Source organism: Bradyrhizobium sp. SZCCHNS30572 (assembly GCF_032484415.1).
Lineage (GTDB): Bacteria > Pseudomonadota > Alphaproteobacteria > Rhizobiales > Xanthobacteraceae > Bradyrhizobium.
In genome coordinates this window covers 388,990-405,269 of sequence record NZ_JAUESY010000004.1, presented here as the reverse complement: position 1 = coordinate 405,269, position 16,280 = coordinate 388,990, and the positions used below count along the sequence as shown (strand labels likewise).

16 protein-coding genes are annotated in these 16,280 nt (G+C 66.5%); 2 read left to right on the top strand and 14 right to left on the bottom strand.

Features of this window, described 5'->3' with window-relative positions:
- Positions 1–220 precede the first annotated feature (220 nt).
- The 13 genes from lnt to murJ all read right to left on the bottom strand — a co-directional run bounded on the left by lnt (position 221) and on the right by murJ (position 13,055).
- Positions 221–1,831, bottom strand: a complete 1,611-nt coding sequence (gene lnt, locus QX048_RS13030; protein WP_316191496.1) for an apolipoprotein N-acyltransferase — start codon at positions 1,829–1,831, stop codon at positions 221–223.
- Positions 1,828–2,997 (bottom strand): hemolysin family protein, encoded by a 1,170-nt coding sequence (locus QX048_RS13025; RefSeq protein WP_315751785.1) that lies wholly within the window; start codon positions 2,995–2,997, stop codon positions 1,828–1,830. Before QX048_RS13025 ends, lnt begins: the two co-directional genes overlap by 4 nt.
- Before the next feature lie 2 nt (positions 2,998–2,999).
- Positions 3,000–3,509 (bottom strand): rRNA maturation RNase YbeY, encoded by a 510-nt coding sequence (ybeY, locus tag QX048_RS13020; protein WP_315825647.1) that lies wholly within the window; start codon positions 3,507–3,509, stop codon positions 3,000–3,002.
- Between the two features lie 63 nt (positions 3,510–3,572).
- Entirely contained in the window at positions 3,573–4,550 is a 978-nt protein-coding gene (locus tag QX048_RS13015; RefSeq protein WP_315716934.1) for a PhoH family protein, read from the bottom strand.
- A gap of 64 nt (positions 4,551–4,614) precedes the next feature.
- Positions 4,615–6,012, bottom strand: coding sequence for a tRNA (N6-isopentenyl adenosine(37)-C2)-methylthiotransferase MiaB (gene miaB / locus QX048_RS13010; RefSeq protein WP_316200463.1), 1,398 nt, complete (start codon positions 6,010–6,012; stop codon positions 4,615–4,617).
- A gap of 56 nt (positions 6,013–6,068) precedes the next feature.
- Positions 6,069–6,788, bottom strand: coding sequence for an HAD family hydrolase (locus QX048_RS13005; protein WP_315751788.1), 720 nt, complete (start codon positions 6,786–6,788; stop codon positions 6,069–6,071).
- Positions 6,781–7,233: a Fur family transcriptional regulator gene (locus QX048_RS13000; RefSeq protein WP_315716937.1), complete on the bottom strand. Its 453-nt coding sequence runs from the start codon at positions 7,231–7,233 to the stop codon at positions 6,781–6,783. The genes QX048_RS13005 and QX048_RS13000 overlap by 8 nt, the downstream gene beginning before the upstream one ends.
- Positions 7,234–7,276: 43 nt before the next feature.
- Complete coding sequence (gene rimI / locus QX048_RS12995; protein WP_315751789.1) at positions 7,277–7,759, bottom strand: ribosomal protein S18-alanine N-acetyltransferase; 483 nt, start codon at positions 7,757–7,759, stop codon at positions 7,277–7,279.
- Positions 7,756–8,457, bottom strand: coding sequence for a tRNA (adenosine(37)-N6)-threonylcarbamoyltransferase complex dimerization subunit type 1 TsaB (gene tsaB / locus QX048_RS12990; RefSeq protein ID WP_315716939.1), 702 nt, complete (start codon positions 8,455–8,457; stop codon positions 7,756–7,758). Before tsaB ends, rimI begins: the two co-directional genes overlap by 4 nt.
- Positions 8,458–9,031: 574 nt before the next feature.
- Entirely contained in the window at positions 9,032–9,601 is a 570-nt protein-coding gene (locus QX048_RS12985) for a NifU family protein (protein WP_315716940.1), read from the bottom strand.
- Between the two features lie 108 nt (positions 9,602–9,709).
- On the bottom strand, positions 9,710–10,204 hold the full coding sequence (locus QX048_RS12980) for a universal stress protein (RefSeq protein WP_315716941.1): 495 nt from the start codon (positions 10,202–10,204) through the stop codon (positions 9,710–9,712).
- 190 nt (positions 10,205–10,394) lie between these two features.
- Positions 10,395–11,447: a tryptophan--tRNA ligase gene (gene trpS / locus QX048_RS12975; RefSeq protein WP_315751791.1), complete on the bottom strand. Its 1,053-nt coding sequence runs from the start codon at positions 11,445–11,447 to the stop codon at positions 10,395–10,397.
- A 48-nt stretch (positions 11,448–11,495) separates the two neighbouring features.
- Positions 11,496–13,055 (bottom strand): murein biosynthesis integral membrane protein MurJ, encoded by a 1,560-nt coding sequence (gene murJ / locus QX048_RS12970; RefSeq protein ID WP_315825645.1) that lies wholly within the window; start codon positions 13,053–13,055, stop codon positions 11,496–11,498.
- 70 nt (positions 13,056–13,125) lie between these two features.
- Between murJ and QX048_RS12965 the strand changes: the two genes are divergently transcribed.
- The gene (locus QX048_RS12965) at positions 13,126–14,127 is read left to right on the top strand and encodes an adenosine kinase (RefSeq protein WP_315751792.1); all 1,002 of its coding nucleotides are present in this window, start codon (positions 13,126–13,128) and stop codon (positions 14,125–14,127) included.
- Positions 14,128–14,315: 188 nt separating this feature from the next.
- Here the strand turns inward: QX048_RS12965 and QX048_RS12960 are convergent, their stop codons facing one another.
- On the bottom strand, positions 14,316–15,509 hold the full coding sequence (locus QX048_RS12960; protein ID WP_315751793.1) for a serine hydrolase domain-containing protein: 1,194 nt from the start codon (positions 15,507–15,509) through the stop codon (positions 14,316–14,318).
- Positions 15,510–15,855: 346 nt separating this feature from the next.
- On the opposite strand from QX048_RS12960, the gene QX048_RS12955 reads away from it, so the two are divergent.
- Entirely contained in the window at positions 15,856–16,176 is a 321-nt protein-coding gene (locus tag QX048_RS12955) for a hypothetical protein (RefSeq protein WP_011942561.1), read from the top strand.
- The last annotated feature ends 104 nt before the right edge of the window (positions 16,177–16,280 follow it).

Here is a 16,280-nt window from a genome sequence, read left to right as displayed (position 1 = left end):
TAGAATGGGCCTCGGAACGAGGCGGTCGCAGTATGCCTCAGGCGCTCACACCGTCAATTTATGTTCGCATGTCGTACTAACGAAGACGGCCGAGCAACGAACTGGACGGCTCATGCTGCCGCGCGAGAATGCGAATTGCAGCAGCTATCTGTCAACACTTGGGGTTTTGCTTGTCAAAAAAAATCTTACGGACCCGGAAAGAATCGAGATCTTGCTGTCGTCAGGGAAGCTTTTGAGCAACACGTCTGCGAACGACGGTGCTCAGGGCGATCACTAACAGGATCGCAACCGGAATGTCGCCGAGCCTTGCATAGGCTGTCGGCTGCAACGCAACAGGCAGCGCGGAATCCAGCACGCCCTCTGCGCCGAGAGGCAATTGCTTAACGATACGGCCGACGGGATCGATCACTGCGGAGATGCCGGTGTTCGCAGATCGAACTAATGGAAGTCCTTGCTCGATCGCGCGCCACTGCGCTTGCTGCAGATGCTGATGAGGCCCAGTCGAAATGCCGAACCAGCCATCGTTCGTCAAGTTGACGATCCAGCCCGGTCGTTCTTCGGTCGGCACGCTGTCACTCGGAAAGATCGCCTCGTAGCAGATCAAGGGAAGAACACGCGGAGCGTGTGGCACGTCCAGGTTGCGTCGCGCCGTGCCGGGGATGAAGCCGCCCTGCACCCGCGTGAGCTGCTCGAGCCCGATCCGCTCCAGCAGATTCTGGAACGGCAGGAACTCGCCGAACGGGACCAGATGCAGCTTGTCGTAGACCGACAGCACGGTGCCGTCGTGATCGATCACGTAGATCGAATTGTAGGCCCGGGTGATGGGGGTGTTGCGAGGCGCGTCGGGGGCGCGGACCGAACCGGTGATCAGCACCGTGCCCGGCGACAGCAGGTCGGCGATCTGGCCCATCGCGTCCGCCTCGCGGGTCAGGAAGAACGGGAACGCCGATTCCGGCCAGATCAGGACGTTGGTGTCCCGGACGCCGGTGGCGTTCGGGCCGGAGGCGCGGTCCGACAGCGCCAGATAGCGGCGCATGACATCGGCCTTGGCGCCATAGTTGAACTTGACGTCCTGCTGCAGGTTCGGCTGCATGATCCGCAGCTTGAGGTCGGCGACGAAGGCTGTCGGATGCAGGCCGATCCGGATGACGCCGAACACGCCCATCATCACGAGCAGGGCGGCGGCCGCGGCCGGCGCCCGCCAGCGCTCACGCCATGTCTTGCCGTCGATCAGCACCGCGGGGCTGGCAAAGATCGCGATCGCCAGGAACGTCATGCCCCAGATCCCGATCAGCGAGGCCGTCTGCGCCAGCGCGAGCGGCTGCGACAGGGCATAGCCGAACGTGTCCCAGGGAAAGCCAGTCAGCGCGTGGCCGCGCAGCCATTCGCTCGCGGTCAGGCAGACGGCGAGCGCCAGGATGCGGGTTGCATCACGCGTCCAGATCAACCGGGCCAGGGCGAAGCCTAGGGCCGGAAACAGCGCGAGATAGGCCGGCAGGCCCAGCACGGCGAACGGCATCAGCCAGGCGAAGGTGTCGGCATCGACCAGGAACGCGTTGCCGATCCAGTAAAGGCCGGGCACGAAATAGCCCATGCCGAAGCAGAAGCCGGTGAAGGCGGCAGCCGGGATGCCGCGCCGCCGTCCCGCCGCGGCGCCATCGATCAGCCAGACCAGAACCGGGAAGGTGATCGCAAGCACCGGCCAGGCGTTGAACGGGGCCATCGCGAGCGAGGAGAGCGCGCCGGCGGCGAGCGCGATCGCCGCACGCTTCCAGCCCCAGGCCAGGACAACGCCAATGGCGAGGCCGCGAATCGTCGATGGGCGGATCACTGTGAGCTGGCTCCATCGCCCCGTGGCGGGCTGCTATCGTCGTGGACCGGCGCAGGGCCGGCCTCTGTCGGCGGCGGCTCGGCCGGGACGTCCGTGTCCGCCGGGGTCACTTCCGGCGCAACGTCTCGACGCCGGCTTTCGCGCTGCGGGCGGGGCGTCGGGCGTTCCTTGCGCGGCGCGATGCGCAGGCGCTTGACCCGGCGCGGATCGGCATCGAGCACCTCGACCTCGAAATTGCCGGGGCCGGAGATCAGCTCGCCGCGCACCGGCAGCCGGCCGACATGGTTGACGAGATAGCCGCCGAGCGTCTCCACCCCTTCGCCCGCCTCTCCCGTCACGAACTCCTCGCCGATCACCCGGCGTACGTCGTCGAGGCTGGCGCGGGCGTCCGCGATGAAGGCGTTGTCGGCCTGCCGCACGATCGCCGGCGGCTCGTCGCTGTCGTGCTCGTCGTCGATCTCGCCGACGATCTGCTCGACGATGTCCTCGATGGAGACCAGCCCGTCGGTGCCGCCATATTCGTCGACGACCAGCGCCAGATGGATGCGCGAGGCCTGCATTTGCGCCAGCAGGTCGATCGCGCGCATCGACGGCGGCACGTAGAGCAGCTTGCGGATGATGTTGGCCTCGAACAGCGGCATCGACAGATCGACGGCCTTGAGATCGAGGCCGGCGGGCAGCGGCTTCTTGCGCCGCGCCTTCACCTCGTCGGAGACCCGGGCCTGCGCCGTGGTGAAGGCAAGCAGGTCGCGGATGTGCACCATGCCTTCGGGGTCGTCGAGCGTGTCGTTGTAGACGACGAGGCGCGAATGCGATGCGCTCTCGAACAGGCTCATCAGTTCGCCGAGCGTGATGTCGCGCCGGACGGCGACGATATCTGCACGATGCACCATCACGTCGGCGATGCGCCGCTCGTGCAAATCGAGGATGTTGCGCAGGAGCGTGCGCTCGACCGCGGAGAAGCCGATGTCATCGGGCGTCGAGGCATCGAGCACGACCTGCAGGTCGTCGCGAACCGAGCCGCCGCCTTTCCAGCCGAACAGGTTGCGCAGCGCGCGAATCAGCCAGTTCTCGCCCGGCGAGCGGCCGAGCTCGGCCGGCGGCACCACGGCCGGCAGATTGCGCGTCTGGCGCGGATTGTCATGGATGGGCTCGGAATCGGCCATGGTCAGTTCATCCGTTCCCGGTCGGCATAGGGATCGGGGATGCCGAGATGGGCCAGGATCTCGGTCTCCAGCGCCTCCATCTCCTCGGCCTCGTCATCGGTCTCGTGATCGTAGCCGATCAGATGCAGGAAGCCGTGCACGGCGAGATGGCTGAGATGATGCTCGAACGGCTTCTGTTCGTCGTCGGCCTCGCGCCGCATCGTCTCATAGGCGATGGCGATGTCGCCGAGCATGCGCGGGGCATCATCCTCGCCGCGCGGTCCGGTCGGCTGCAGCGCCGGAAACGACAGCACGTTGGTGGGCTTGTCGATGCCGCGCCAATTGCTGTTCAGGGTGCGGATGCCCTGGTCGTCCGTCAACATGACGGCGATCTCGGCGTCGCCGACATCGGCATCGACCATCTCGGCCGCGGCGAGAATGGCACGTTGTATGACGTCCTCGGCGTCAGGCTGGTCCTGCCAGCAATCGGCTGCGACGATCACCTCGGTCGTTGGAATGGGACTTTGTGGCATCCTGGTCGATATCTGTGCGGATGGCGCTGGAACGACGCGACCATCGGCGTGCTTGCTCTCGCGTCAGCGGGCTTTCGGCCCCTCATAGGCGGCGACGATGCGCGCCACCAATTCGTGGCGGATGACATCCTCGCCGGTGAACCGGACCTGTGCGATCCCCTCGACACCGTCGAGCAGGCGCGCGGCTTCGGCGAGTCCGGAGGTCTGGCCGTTCGGCAGATCGACCTGCGAGGGATCGCCGGTGATGATCATGCGGCTGTTCTCGCCGAGACGCGTGAGGAACATCTTCATCTGCATCGATGTGGTGTTCTGCGCCTCGTCGAGGATGATCGCGGCGTTGGTCAAGGTGCGCCCGCGCATGAAGGCGAGCGGCGCGATCTCGATCTCGCCGGCCTGCAGCGCGCGCTCGACGATGCGCGCGTCCATCAGATCGTACAGCGCGTCGTAGATCGGGCGCAGATAGGGATCGACCTTCTCGCGGAGGTCACCAGGCAGGAAGCCGAGCCGCTCGCCGGCTTCGACCGCCGGGCGTGAGAGGATGATGCGGTCGACCTCCTTCCGCTCGAACAGCTGCGCCGCATGCGCGACCGCAAGCCAGGTCTTGCCGGTGCCGGCCGGGCCGATGCCGAACACGAGCTCGTGCCGCTTCAGCGCGCGGATGTAGGAATCCTGCGCGGCGGTGCGGGCGCGCACCGGGCGCTTGCGCAGGTTGATGCTCTCGAACGCGTTCTTGGCGTTCTTGGCGTCGAACTCGAACAGCGAGCCCTGCGCCACCACGGCGCGGATCGCGCCCTCGACGTCGCCCTGCGCCAGATCGTGGCCCTTCACGGCCTGCGCATAGAGCGATTCGAGCACGCGCCGCGCGGCATCGCAGCCGTCGCGTGTTCCGCCGATGGTGATGTGGTTGCCGCGGGAATCGACGACGACGCCGAGCCGTCGTTCGACCAGGGCCAGATTCTGGCCGTAAGGCCCAACCAGGGCGGAGGCGGCACGGTTGTCGTCGAAATCGATGACGACCTGGGTCTCGGGGGGCATGGACATGTCGCGGTCGTACTTGCGGCTGGGAGCGAGGGAAGACGGATCCGATGCGCTCTTGGGCAAGTGCTCAGCCTCCGATGGACACGAGGGGCGTGTGGGAGATCACTGCCGGCGCGGCCGTGACGAGCTCGCCGAGCAGGCTGTAGCGTTCGAGACTGTCGATCCGCACCGGCAGAACCTGGCCGATGATGTCGTCGGACGCCATGACGTGGGCCGGCTGCAGATACGCGGTCCGTCCGACCAGTTGCCCGGGCTTGCGCGCTGGCCGCTCGAACAACACGTCGACGACCTGGCCGATCGCGGCCTTGTTGAAGGCTGCTTGCTGGCTGTCGATCAAGCTCTGGAGGCGCTCCAATCGCTCGTCCATCTCGGTCGCTGACACCATCTCCGGCATGTCCGCTGCCGGAGTTCCCGGGCGCGGCGAATACTTGAACGAATACGCCGCAGCGTAGCCGATTTGGTCGATCAGGGCGAGGGTGGCGCGAAAATCTTCCTCGGTCTCGCCCGGGAACCCGACGATGAAATCCGAAGAGAATGCAATGTCGTGACGGACGGCGCGAAAACGGTCGACGACTTTGCGATAGTCAGTCGCCGTGTGTTTGCGGTTCATGGCGTTCAGGATGCGGTCAGATCCCGACTGAACCGGCAGATGCACGAACGGCATCACCGCTTCGAGATCGCGATGCGCCGCGATCAGGCTGTCGTCGACGTCGTTGGGATGGCTGGTCGAGTAGCGGATCCGCGCCACGCCCGGAATCTCGGCGATCCCATGGAGCAGCCGCCCCAGCGTCCAGGGCCGGCCGTCAGGGCCTTCGCCGTGATAGGCGTTGACGTTCTGGCCGATCAGGGTGATCTCGCGAACGCCATTGTCGACGAGCTGCGTCACGTCGTCGACGATGCGTGTCACCGCACGCGACATCTCGCTGCCGCGCGTATACGGCACCACGCAGAAGGTGCAGAACTTGTCGCAGCCTTCCTGCACGGTCACGAAGGCCGAGACGCCGCGGGCGCGGATCGCCTCGCGGCTGGGCTTCGCCAGGAAGCCGAACTTGTCCTGGGCCGGGAATTCGGTCTCGATCGCCCGCTCGCCGCGGCGGGCCTGGGCCAGGAGCTGCGGCAGATGGTGGTAGCTCTGCGGGCCGACCACGACGTCGACGGTGGGGGCGCGGGCGATGATCTCCTCGCCTTCCGCTTGCGCCACGCAGCCGGCCACGGCGATCTGCATCGTCCGGCCGGCCCGCGCGGCGTCCTCCTTCGCGACCCGCAGCCGCCCGAGCTCCGAATAGACCTTCTCGGAGGCCTTTTCGCGGATGTGGCAGGTGTTGAGGATCACGAGATCGGCGTCGCCGGCCTCGGCGGTCTCGACGAAGCCCTCAGGCCCCAGCGTGTCCACCATGCGCTGGGCATCGTAGACATTCATCTGGCAGCCATAGGACTTGATGTGCAGCTTGCGCGGCGGCGTCATGAACCCTTGCATGCAGTCGGAGGCGCGCCCAATTCGGCGCCGCGCTCAGATATAGGCTAGGGGGCCGAAAATCCAGCGATCGCGGGCTTTTTCTCGGCCAGCCGGCTCAGAATCGCCGGCAACTGCCGCATGTCGTCGAAAACCACGGTGGCGCCGGCCGCTCGCAGGTCGTCGGCGTGCCCGGGCCGGCAGTGGCTGCCGCCGTGAAACCCGAGCACTGTCATGCCGGCCGCGACACCGCCCCGGATACCGGCCGTGCTGTCCTCGATCACCACGCAGGCCGCGGGACGCGCCTTCATCTGCGCTGCCGCGAACAGGAACAGATCGGGCGCGGGCTTGCCGTTCTCGACTTGGGAGGATGAGAAGATGTGCGGGGCGAGGCGATCGTAGAGCCGGGTGGCGCCAAGGCTGACGCGCATGCGCTGGTGCGAGCCGGAGGAGGCGACGCACACCGGCACGTCGATGGTGTCGAGCGCCTCCGCGATCCCGTCGATGGCCGCGAGGTCCTGCTCGAAGGCGCGGAACAGGCGATCCTGCAGTTTCGGGTTGAAATCGTCGGGCAGGGAACGACCGAGCTCGGCCTCGACCTCGAGCTTCGCCTGTTTCAGGGAGCGGCCCAGGAACCGCGCGAACACCTGCTCGGTCGTGATCGGATAGCCGCACAGGCTGAGCACGTCGGCGTGCGTCTGACAGGAGATCACCTCGCTGTCGACCAGCACGCCATCGCAATCGAAAATGACGAGATCGAGGTTCGAAGCCGGCGCCGCGTCAGCCATTCGTCTCTTCGTCGAGCGGCACGCAATACAGCTCCAGCCGGTGATCGACCAGCTTGTAGCCGAGCTTGCGGGCGATCTCGGCCTGCAGCTTCTCGATCTCCTCGGAGGTGAACTCGATCACCTTGCCGTCGCGCAGATTGATCAGATGATCATGATGGCTGTCGCGCATCTGCTCGTAGCGGGCGCGACCCTCGCGGAAATCATGGCGTTCGATGATGCCGGCATCCTCGAACAGCTTCACGGTGCGATAGACCGTGGAGATCGAGATCTTGTCGTCGACGGCGACGCAGCGCCGGTACAACTCCTCGACGTCGGGATGGTCGCAGGCTTCCGCGAGCACGCGGGCAATGACCCGGCGCTGCTCGGTCATGCGCATGCCGGTGGCGGCACAGCGGGCCTCGATTCCGGTGGAATTGAGCGCTGGCGTGGTTTTCAAGGAGGTCATCGTGTCTCGCCTCAAGGATGCGCTTTCTGCCACCAAGCGCAGGTTACGACAAGTCCCGGCGCATCAGAAGCGCATTCAACTGTTCCCCGCCGGGCTGAAGGTAATAGCGTTCCCGACGGCCCACGGTCGCAAATCCGGCGCGTTCATAGAGTCGGCGGGCCGGCTGGTTGTTTTCCTCCACTTCGAGAAAGACCGTCCGGACCCCGCGCCCCGCGAGGTGCCCGAGATGCTGCAGCAACAGATCACGAGAAAATCCGCGGCCGCGCTGATTTGGGTCAAGTGCAACTGACAATATTTCCGCTTCGTCCGCGCCGATTCGCGAGACGATGAAGCCGATGAGCTTCCGCCCGAGCCGCAGCCGATGGATCATGGTGTTGCGCTCGGCCAGCATCGCCTCGAACTCGCCTTCGCCCCAGCCGCGGTGAAACGAGGCGGCGTGGATCTGGGCGAGCCTGGCGGCGTCGCGCGGCGCGGCCGCTTCGACCAACGGTTTGGGGCTGCCGAGCCAGCGGAAGAACATGTTCATGACGAGACGGCCGTCTGCGCCGGTTGACGCGCCGCACCGGCGGGCGGCTTGACGTCGGGCGCGCGCAGATAGAACGGCCGCGCCGGCGCGTGCGCCGGGTCGGCGGCCGCGCCGAGCCAGGCGACCCAGCCGATGTCGGGCCCGTCTTGCGAGTCGACCGCAACTGGCGCGGCTGCGTCCTTGGGCCACCGCTCGGCCAGCAGCGCCGCGGCGTTGCCGACGAGGTGCGGGGCGCCGAGCCGCGCGGCCGCCAGGACGTCGTCTGTCGCAGCGACCTGGGGCGCGACCAGTTCCTCGCCGCTGCCGCTCACGACTTGGTAGTAGACATGGTCGTGCCGGGCATCGATCGCCGAGATCACCGGGTTGGCGCGGTCCTCGCTGACGATCGGCGCCGCGTAGGCGGACAGCGTGGTCACGCCGACGACCGGCTTGTGCGCCGCCAAGGCAATGCCGCGCGCGGCGGAGAGGCCGACGCGCAGCCCGGTGAAACTACCAGGACCCGTCGTCACCGCGATGCGGTCGAGCTCGTGGAAGCCGACGCCCGACTGGCGCATCACGCGCGCGATCAGCGGCATCAGCGCCTCGGCGTGGCCGCGCTTCATCGGCAGCGTTTCCTCGGCGCGCATCGCGGCCGAATCAGTGTCCAGAACGGCAGCCGCGCAATGGTCGAGGGCAGTATCGATGGCGAGGATCAACATCCGGTCAGATTCACATTGAAAGGAGCGCCGAATACCTTTTTGGGGCTTTGATAAAGTCGGTTGCCGCTTTCTTACATCCTGATCGGGAAAAACGCATCACGGCGCACGACCGCAAACTACTGAATTGGCGCTCATTCAAGCAAATCTTTCCGGGCTGTTGGATTGATCGTCCGGTTCGACGTTCAGGCCGCCGCGCCATCCCGGTGGCAAAGGCGATGCCGGCGCGATGGGGCCGGGTCGAGGCGATCAATCGCTCGCAAGCCGGTGCTCGGGTTCGGCACCGATGGCATGGGGGTCGCCGCCTCATCCGGACCAGCCTCAAACGCCCAATTCCGCTCGGTCAAGTTCGAGCGCAGTGGGGGGCGACGAACAGGTCCGGCGAAAGTACCGATTGGCGCAAGTCTGGGCGGCGCCGGCGAAGCCGGTCGGCACGCCGAGCGCGGTGACGAGCGAGATACCGTCGAGCATGCGGTGGGGGCGGCCGTGGCCGCCACCCTCGGCAGCGCAGCGTGAGCAGAGGCAAATGCTGATTAGCGCGCAGATCTGTTCGCCAACCCCATTCGCCATTGCCTTCCTACATCGGCCGGACTTCAACCACCTCGGGCACGAAGTGCTTCAGCAGGTTCTGGATGCCGTGCTGCAGGGTCGCGGTCGACGACGGGCAGCCCGAGCAGGCGCCCTTCATGTTGAGATAGACGATGCCGTCCTTGAAGCCGCGGAAAGTGATGTCGCCGCCGTCATTGGCTACGGCCGGGCGGACGCGGCTCTCGATCAGGTCCTTGATCATGCCGACCGTCTCGGTGTCGGCCTCGTCGTAGAACTCGTCGTCCTCGTCGGCGGATTCATCATTGGCGGCGCTGCCGTCGGCGAGCAGCGGCGCGCCCGACATGTAGTGCTCCATGATCGCGCCGAGGATCGCCGGCTTGAGGTGCTGCCACTCACCGTCGCTCTTGGTGACGGTGATGAAATCGGCGCCGTAGAACACGCCGCTGACGCCGTCGACGGCGAACAGGCGCTCGGCCAGCGGGGAGCGCGCGGCGGCGTCGCGGCTGCCGAACTCCATCGTGCCCGCGGGCAGCACGACGCGGCCCGGGATGAACTTCAAGGTGGCGGGATTGGGGGTGGCTTCGGTCTGGATGAACATGGTTTTCTCCGGCAGCGCCGGTTCAAGGCCGGCCTGTGGTGTCCTCATAGCAGATGGCGCGAACGCGCGCACGATCAAGGGGGCATGGCCGGCGTTTCCGATCTAAGCCTATGAAAGGGCGTCGAGATCGGCGTCACCGAGATCGCCCGGCACGATCACCAGCGGGATCGGGAAGGCACCGCTCGTCTTGGTGACATGGGTGACCAGGGGGCCGGGGCCCTCGGGGCCGGAATGGGCGGCGAGCACCAGCAGCGCGATGTCGCTGTCGTGCTCGATCGTCTCCAGGATCTGCGCCGTCGGCTCACCCTCGCGGATCACCCGTTCCGGCGCGGTCACGCCGATCGCCGACAGCAGCGCCGCGGCCTGGTCGAGCTCGGCATGCGCCTGCTCCTGCGCCTCGGCCCGCATCAGATCGGCGACCCCCAGCCATTGCTGGTTCTGGTCCTCCGTCTCGATCACGTGCAGCATGACGATACGGCCGCCGGAACGGACCGCCCAGCGGCCGGCATAGCGGACCGCGCGGTCCCACTCCTCGCTGTCGTCGACCACGACCAGGCATTTCGGCGCATGGCCGGTCTGGTAGCTCTGCCGCTGCGCCGCCATCGCGTTCCCGCCTGCTGCTGCGAGTCGATCCGACCGCGATGCTGCCACAGCCCATCTCCGTTGGGGAGAGGGCTGCGGGTTCCATCGCGCCCGCAACGACAGCGGTGGTGCGGCTCCTAGTAGCGAGGATGCCGCTTCGCTCATCCGGGCTACGGCCGCAAGGCCGACTCCGGAGCGCGCGCCGTGCTGCTCAGGGCTTGCGGATGAAGCCGACGATGTCCTTGGCCGTCTTCATGGTCTCCGCGGCGATGGCCTGGGCGCGGTCGGCGCCGTCGACCAGCACGGACTCGACGTAGCCGGGATCGGCGGTCAGGCGCTTCATCTCCCCGGCGATCGGCCCGAGCTTGGTGACGCACAGCTCGACCAGCGCGTTCTTGAAACTGGAGAACTGGCCGCCGCCGAAATCCCTGAGCACATCGGCCTTGCTGCGGTCCGACAGCGCCGCGTAGATGCCGACGAGGTTGTCGGCCTCGGGACGCGCGTCCAGCCCCTTTTCCTCGGTCGGCAGCGGCTCCGGATCGGTCTTGGCCTTGCGGACCTTCTGCGCGATCGTATCGGCATCGTCGGTCAGGTTGATGCGCGAATAGTCCGAGGCATCGGACTTCGACATCTTCTTGGTGCCGTCGCGCAGCGACATCACGCGCGTCGCGGGACCGGTGATGAAGGGTTCCGGAAGCGGGAAGAACAGGCCGTCGCCGAAGCCGTGGCTGCGGATCGAGTCGCCGTAGTCATTGTTGAACTTCTGCGCGATGTCGCGCGAGAGCTCGAGATGCTGCTTCTGGTCCTCGCCGACCGGAACATGGGTGGCGCGGTACAGCAGGATGTCGGCGGCCATCAGCACCGGATAGTCGTACAGACCGACCGATGCGTTCTCACGGTCCTTGCCGGCCTTCTCCTTGAACTGCGTCATGCGGTTCAGCCAGCCGATGCGCGCGACGCAGTTGAAGATCCAGGCGAGCTCGGCGTGCCCTGAGACCTGGCTCTGGTTGAACACGATGTGCTTCTTCGGATCGATGCCGGCGGCGATGAAGGCGGCGGTGACCTCGCGGGTGTTGCGCGCGAGTTCGGCGGGGCCGCCCCAGACATCGATCGGCATGGTGATCGCGTGCATGTCGACGACGCAATAGATGCAGTTGTGGGTCTGCTGCATCTTCACGAAGTTGACGATCGCGCCGAGATAGTTGCCGAGATGCAGGTTGCCGGTCGGCTGGACGCCCGAGAAAACCCGTTCCACGAAGGCCATGGTCACTGTTCCGGATGAATGGATTTGGGGTCGTTTGGCACGTGCGCCTCAAAGGTGCAAGTCGCCGGCGGGCTTTTGCCGGATCGCCCGGACGGTTTCGCGCCAGCTTACGGCGCCCAGGGACAACAGAAGCACGCCGTAGAGGATGATGGCGCCGCTGATCAGGGCGGCGAGCAGGGCGGCCGCGCCGAGATGGCTGCTGCTCCACGTGCCGGCGAAGCGTCCGGCGACGGTCCAGAGGACCGCGCCCATGACCATCGCAGCCAACGTGATGCGCGGCAGCCGGCGCCGCGAGGCAGGGGGAAGCGCGAAACCGAGGCGCGTGGCGCCACGCCGGATCAGGACCGCCGCATTGGCCCAGGCACCGAGCGCGAGCCCTGCCGCGATGCCACTTGCCGCAAACAATTGTGCGAGCAGGAACGCCAGCGCGATCGCGACACCGCATCCGATCAACGTCGCGCGCAGCGGCGTCCGCGTGTCCTCGCGCGCGAAGAAGGCGGGCTGCAGCGCCTTGGTCAGCACCTGCGCCGGCAACGCTGCCGCGAGCCAGGTCAGCACCTGCGCCGTCGCGGCGGCATCGTCCGAACTGAATGCGCCATGTTCGAACAGCAAACGAATGATCGGCTCGTTCAGGATCATGAGTCCGAGCGTCGCAGGCAGCGCGAGCCCGATCGTCAGCTCGAGGCCGCGCGATTGCACCTCCGCCAGAGCCTCCTCGTTGCCCTCGTGCAGCGCGCGCGTCAGCTCCGGCACCAGCACCGTGCCCATGGCAACGCCGACGAGCCCGAGCGGCAGCTCGATCAGGCGGTTGGCGAAATACAGCCACGACACCGCGGAAGGCGAGGTGGAGGCGATGACCGCGCCGCCGACCGCGAGCAATTGCGGGCCGGCGCTGGCGACCATGCCGGGCAGCGCCTTGGCGAAGAAGCCGCGCATTTCGCCATGGAAGGTGACGCGCACCGGCGAGGCGAGGGGGCCGTCGCGGCCTCGCCGCGCGAGCATCGCGAGCTGCAGCAGCCCGGCGACACCGATCGTGGCGGCGAGCAGCAGCGCGGCGCTTCCAGGGTCCGGATGTTGCATCAGCAGCACGATGGTCACGCTGATCAATGCCACGTTGAACAGCAGCGGGGCGAAGGCCGCGAGCGCAAAGCGTCGTTGCGCGCTGGACAGTGCGAGCAGCACCGTCGAGGGGCCGGCAAAGGCGAGATAGGGCAGCATCAGCCTGGCATCGTTGACGGCCAGGGTGAGCGTCTCTTCACCGGCGAAGCCCGGCGCGAGCACGGTCATCACGAACGGCATCAGCAGCGCCAGCACCAAGGTGGCGGCGAGCAGGCCGGCGCTGACGGTGCCGAGCACGCGGCCGGCAAAAGCTGCCGCATGTGTCCTACCAGACTGCTGGTATATTCGCAGCCAGGCCGGCACCAGGGCTGCATTGAGCGCGCCCTCCGTCAGCAATCGCCTGACGACGTTGACGAGCTGAAACGCCGCGAGAAATGCGTCCGCGACCGGACCGGCGCCGAGCAGCGCGGCCATCAGCGCATCCCGGACGAAGCCGAGCAGGCGCGAGGCCAGTGTTCCTGACAACACAGTCACGAATGAGCGGATCATCAGGCTTCTATAGCAGCGCCGCTTGTGATAGGCCGCAGCGTTTGCAAAACGCCGTAAACGGGGCCAGTGGATGACTGACGCGAAATACGATGTTCTCGGGATCGGCAACGCGATCTTCGACGTGCTGGTGCATGCCGATGAAGCCTTTCTCACCCGGCACGGCATGACCAAGGGCAGCATGGCGCTGATCGACGAGGCCCGCGCGGCCGCGATCTATGCCGATATGGGTCCGGCCACCGAGATGTCCGGCGGTTCGGGGGCCAACACCATCGCTGGCCTCGCCAGCCTGGGCGCGCGTGCCGCTTACGTGGGCAAGGTCAAGGACGACCAGATCGGCCGGATGTACCGGCATGATATCCGCGCCGCCGGCGTCACCTTCGATACCGTGCCCGCTGCCGACGGCCCGGCGACCGGCTGCTGTTACATCCTGGTGACGCCGGACGGCGAGCGCACCATGAACACCTATCTCGGCGCCGCGCAAAATCTCACCGCCGCGGACATCGATCCCGCGCAGATTGCGGCGGCGCGCATCATCTATCTCGAAGGTTATCTGTGGGACCCGAAGGACGCCAAGGATGCGTTCGTGAAGGCGGCGGCGATCGCGCATGACGCCGGACGCGAGGTCGCGCTGACCTTGTCGGATTCGTTCTGCGTCGATCGCTATCGCGAGGAGTTTCTCGACCTGATGCGCGGCGGCACCGTCGATCTCGTCTTCGCCAACGAGGCCGAGCTGCATTCGCTGTACCAGACCTCGGATTTCGACGGCGCGCTGAAGCAGCTGCGTGAGGACGCCACGCTCGGCATCGTCACCCGCAGCGAACAAGGCTGCGTCGTGGTGTCGAATGACGGCGTGATCTCGGTGCCGGCGCATCCGATCGAGAGCCTGGTCGATACTACCGGCGCGGGCGATCTGTTCGCCGCCGGCTTCCTGTTCGGGCTGGTGCGCAAGACCGGCTATGAGATGGCCGGCCGCCTCGGCGGCCTCGCCGCCGCCGAAGTGATCCAGCACATTGGTGCAAGGCCGCAGGTGTCGCTGAAGGAATTGGCGGCTCAGAACGGACTGAAGGTGTAGGTCGAAGCTGAGGTCACGCGTTCTTTTTCACCGGAGACACACAACTCTCTCCACCGTCATGGCCGGGCTTGACCCGGCCATCCACGTTTTATCGAGCTGCGGGACCGAAGACGTGGATGCCCGGGCCAAGCCCGGGCATGATGCCAACTAACTCATTCCGAGCTCACTCCGGTCAGTTGGCAATCTGATCACGCCGCCTTCTGTCCGCCCGCGGCATCGAGCCCGGCATAGACCCCGCGCTCGAAGCCTGCAAAGGTCTCCAGGCACAGCCGGTCGGCGAACGGCAGGAGCTGCATCAGGATCACGCCGGTGACGTCGCGCGCAGGATCGATCCAGTAGTAGGTGTTGGCGAGGCCGGCCCAGGCGAGGCTGCCGGCACTGCGGCCCTCCGGGGTCTGCGCCGTCGTGATCATGAAGCTCAAGCCCCATTTCTTGACGATGTCGGGATAGAGATCGACGTCGTTGGTCACGCCGGGCACCGCCGCGGCCATCTTCGTCATCTCGAGCTCGCCGATATGGTTGTCGCGCATCGCCGCGACCGTCTCGGGCTTGAGCACCTGGTTGCCGTTGCCGCGGCCATTGTTGAGGATCATCCGGGTGAAGCGGATGTAGTCGCCGGCCGTGCCGTAGAGCCCGCCGCCGCCCATGTGGAATTCCGGCTCCTGCTCGAGCTCGAACGGGATCGGCGCCAGGCTGCCGTCCTCGCCGCGGGCATGCATGCCGACCAGACGCGCGCGCTGCGACGGGCCGAGCTTGAAGCCGGTATCGTCCATGCCGAGCGGTGCGAACAGATGGTCGCGCAAGTACGCGTCGAGCTTCTGGCCGCTGGCGGCCTCGACCGCCTTGCCGACGAAATCGATGTTGATGCCGTATTCCCAGCGCGTGCCGGGATCGGAGGCGAGCGGCAATTTGAGAGCGTCGTTCTTGCAGGTGATGATGCCGGGCGTTCCGGCCTTCTGCACATAGGTGGCCATATCGCCGTTCCACATGTCGTAGCAGAAGCCGGCGGTGTGGGTCATCAGATGGCGCAGCGTGATCGCGGTCTTCGCCGGCCGCAGGATCGGCTCGCCATTGGCGTCGAAACCGTCGAGCACCTTGGGCGCGGCGAGGTCCGGCAGCACCGTGCCGATCGGCGCATCCAGCGACAACCGGCCCTGCTCGACCAGCTGCATCCCGGCCGCGCAGGTGATGGCCTTGGTCATCGAGGCGATCCAGAACACGCTGTCGGTGGTCATCGGGTCGTCGCGGCCGAGGTCGCGCTTGCCGAAGGCGCCTTCGTAGATGATGCCGTTGCTGTCAGCGGCAAAGGCGACGACGCCGGGAATCTCTCCCGCCTCCGCCTTCTGCCGCAGCACGCCGTCGATGTCGGTCTTGTTCTGCATGGTCTCCTCCGTTCCGTTCTTGATGACGGTAGGCGATTGTTTCTCGGGCCGGCCTGGGCAGCAAGGACCGCCGGTCTCACGGCCGGTCGCGATCTCGTGATGATGCGGCGCGAACGAAGCAGGCGGGGACAACAGCGCCGCGGAGGCCACAGCGCTTCAATTTCTCGCCAGAATAGAATCATGATTAGTTCCACTCAGTCGCGAGTCCGACACATGGGGGCCATGTTCCCACCACGGGCTTGCGACTGTTGTGAGTTGCAACCATTTTTGCATTAAAGGGTTGAAGAACCGGCTTTTTCGAGCCGATGGCATGGCTTTGGCGGCAATGTCCGCCGTTGGGGGCGATATGATTTCAACGTGGAGCGAGTGGAAGCGGTATCCCCGCCCGGGGCGCGGCGACAATATCGAGGCGCCGATCACGCCCGGCATCTACGAAGTGCGCATTGCGGCGACCGGAGCGCTGTATGCGTTCGGCGCGGTCGACAATGTGGCGCAGGCCCTGGCGCTGCTGCCCGTGGGGCAGAAATCATGGTTTGGCCGCCGTGATCCCGCCGCCTTGCCGGACCTGGAATACCGCACCTGCGCGACCTCGACCAAGGCCGACGCCAAGGCGGCGGCGGAGCGCATGATCGGCCGGCGCGAGACCTATATGAGCGGCGCGGCCTGATCCCGGGTCGGCTCGTCAGCATTCAGCATTTGGTGCCGTACAGGCACGGATCGCCGGATCGAATGTGCCGTTCAGGAGGCGCACGCGCCGTGCGCCGCCGCCGG

Bases quoted from the DNA above. Each gene is read 5' to 3' on its own strand.
- QX048_RS13025 (WP_315751785.1), bottom strand. From the start codon at position 2,997: ATGGCCGATTCCGAGCCCATCCATGACAATCCGCGCCAGACGCGCAAT.
- ybeY (WP_315825647.1), bottom strand. From the start codon at position 3,509: ATGCCACAAAGTCCCATTCCAACGACCGAGGTGATCGTCGCAGCCGAT.
- QX048_RS13015 (WP_315716934.1), bottom strand. From the start codon at position 4,550: ATGTCCATGCCCCCCGAGACCCAGGTCGTCATCGATTTCGACGACAAC.
- miaB (WP_316200463.1), bottom strand. From the start codon at position 6,012: ATGACGCCGCCGCGCAAGCTGCACATCAAGTCCTATGGCTGCCAGATG.
- QX048_RS13005 (WP_315751788.1), bottom strand. From the start codon at position 6,788: ATGGCTGACGCGGCGCCGGCTTCGAACCTCGATCTCGTCATTTTCGAT.
- QX048_RS13000 (WP_315716937.1), bottom strand. From the start codon at position 7,233: ATGACCTCCTTGAAAACCACGCCAGCGCTCAATTCCACCGGAATCGAG.
- rimI (WP_315751789.1), bottom strand. From the start codon at position 7,759: ATGAACATGTTCTTCCGCTGGCTCGGCAGCCCCAAACCGTTGGTCGAA.
- tsaB (WP_315716939.1), bottom strand. From the start codon at position 8,457: ATGTTGATCCTCGCCATCGATACTGCCCTCGACCATTGCGCGGCTGCC.
- QX048_RS12985 (WP_315716940.1), bottom strand. From the start codon at position 9,601: ATGTTCATCCAGACCGAAGCCACCCCCAATCCCGCCACCTTGAAGTTC.
- QX048_RS12980 (WP_315716941.1), bottom strand. From the start codon at position 10,204: ATGGCGGCGCAGCGGCAGAGCTACCAGACCGGCCATGCGCCGAAATGC.
- trpS (WP_315751791.1), bottom strand. From the start codon at position 11,447: ATGGCCTTCGTGGAACGGGTTTTCTCGGGCGTCCAGCCGACCGGCAAC.
- murJ (WP_315825645.1), bottom strand. From the start codon at position 13,055: ATGATCCGCTCATTCGTGACTGTGTTGTCAGGAACACTGGCCTCGCGC.
- QX048_RS12965 (WP_315751792.1), top strand. From the start codon at position 13,126: ATGACTGACGCGAAATACGATGTTCTCGGGATCGGCAACGCGATCTTC.
- QX048_RS12960 (WP_315751793.1), bottom strand. From the start codon at position 15,509: ATGCAGAACAAGACCGACATCGACGGCGTGCTGCGGCAGAAGGCGGAG.
- QX048_RS12955 (WP_011942561.1), top strand. From the start codon at position 15,856: ATGATTTCAACGTGGAGCGAGTGGAAGCGGTATCCCCGCCCGGGGCGC.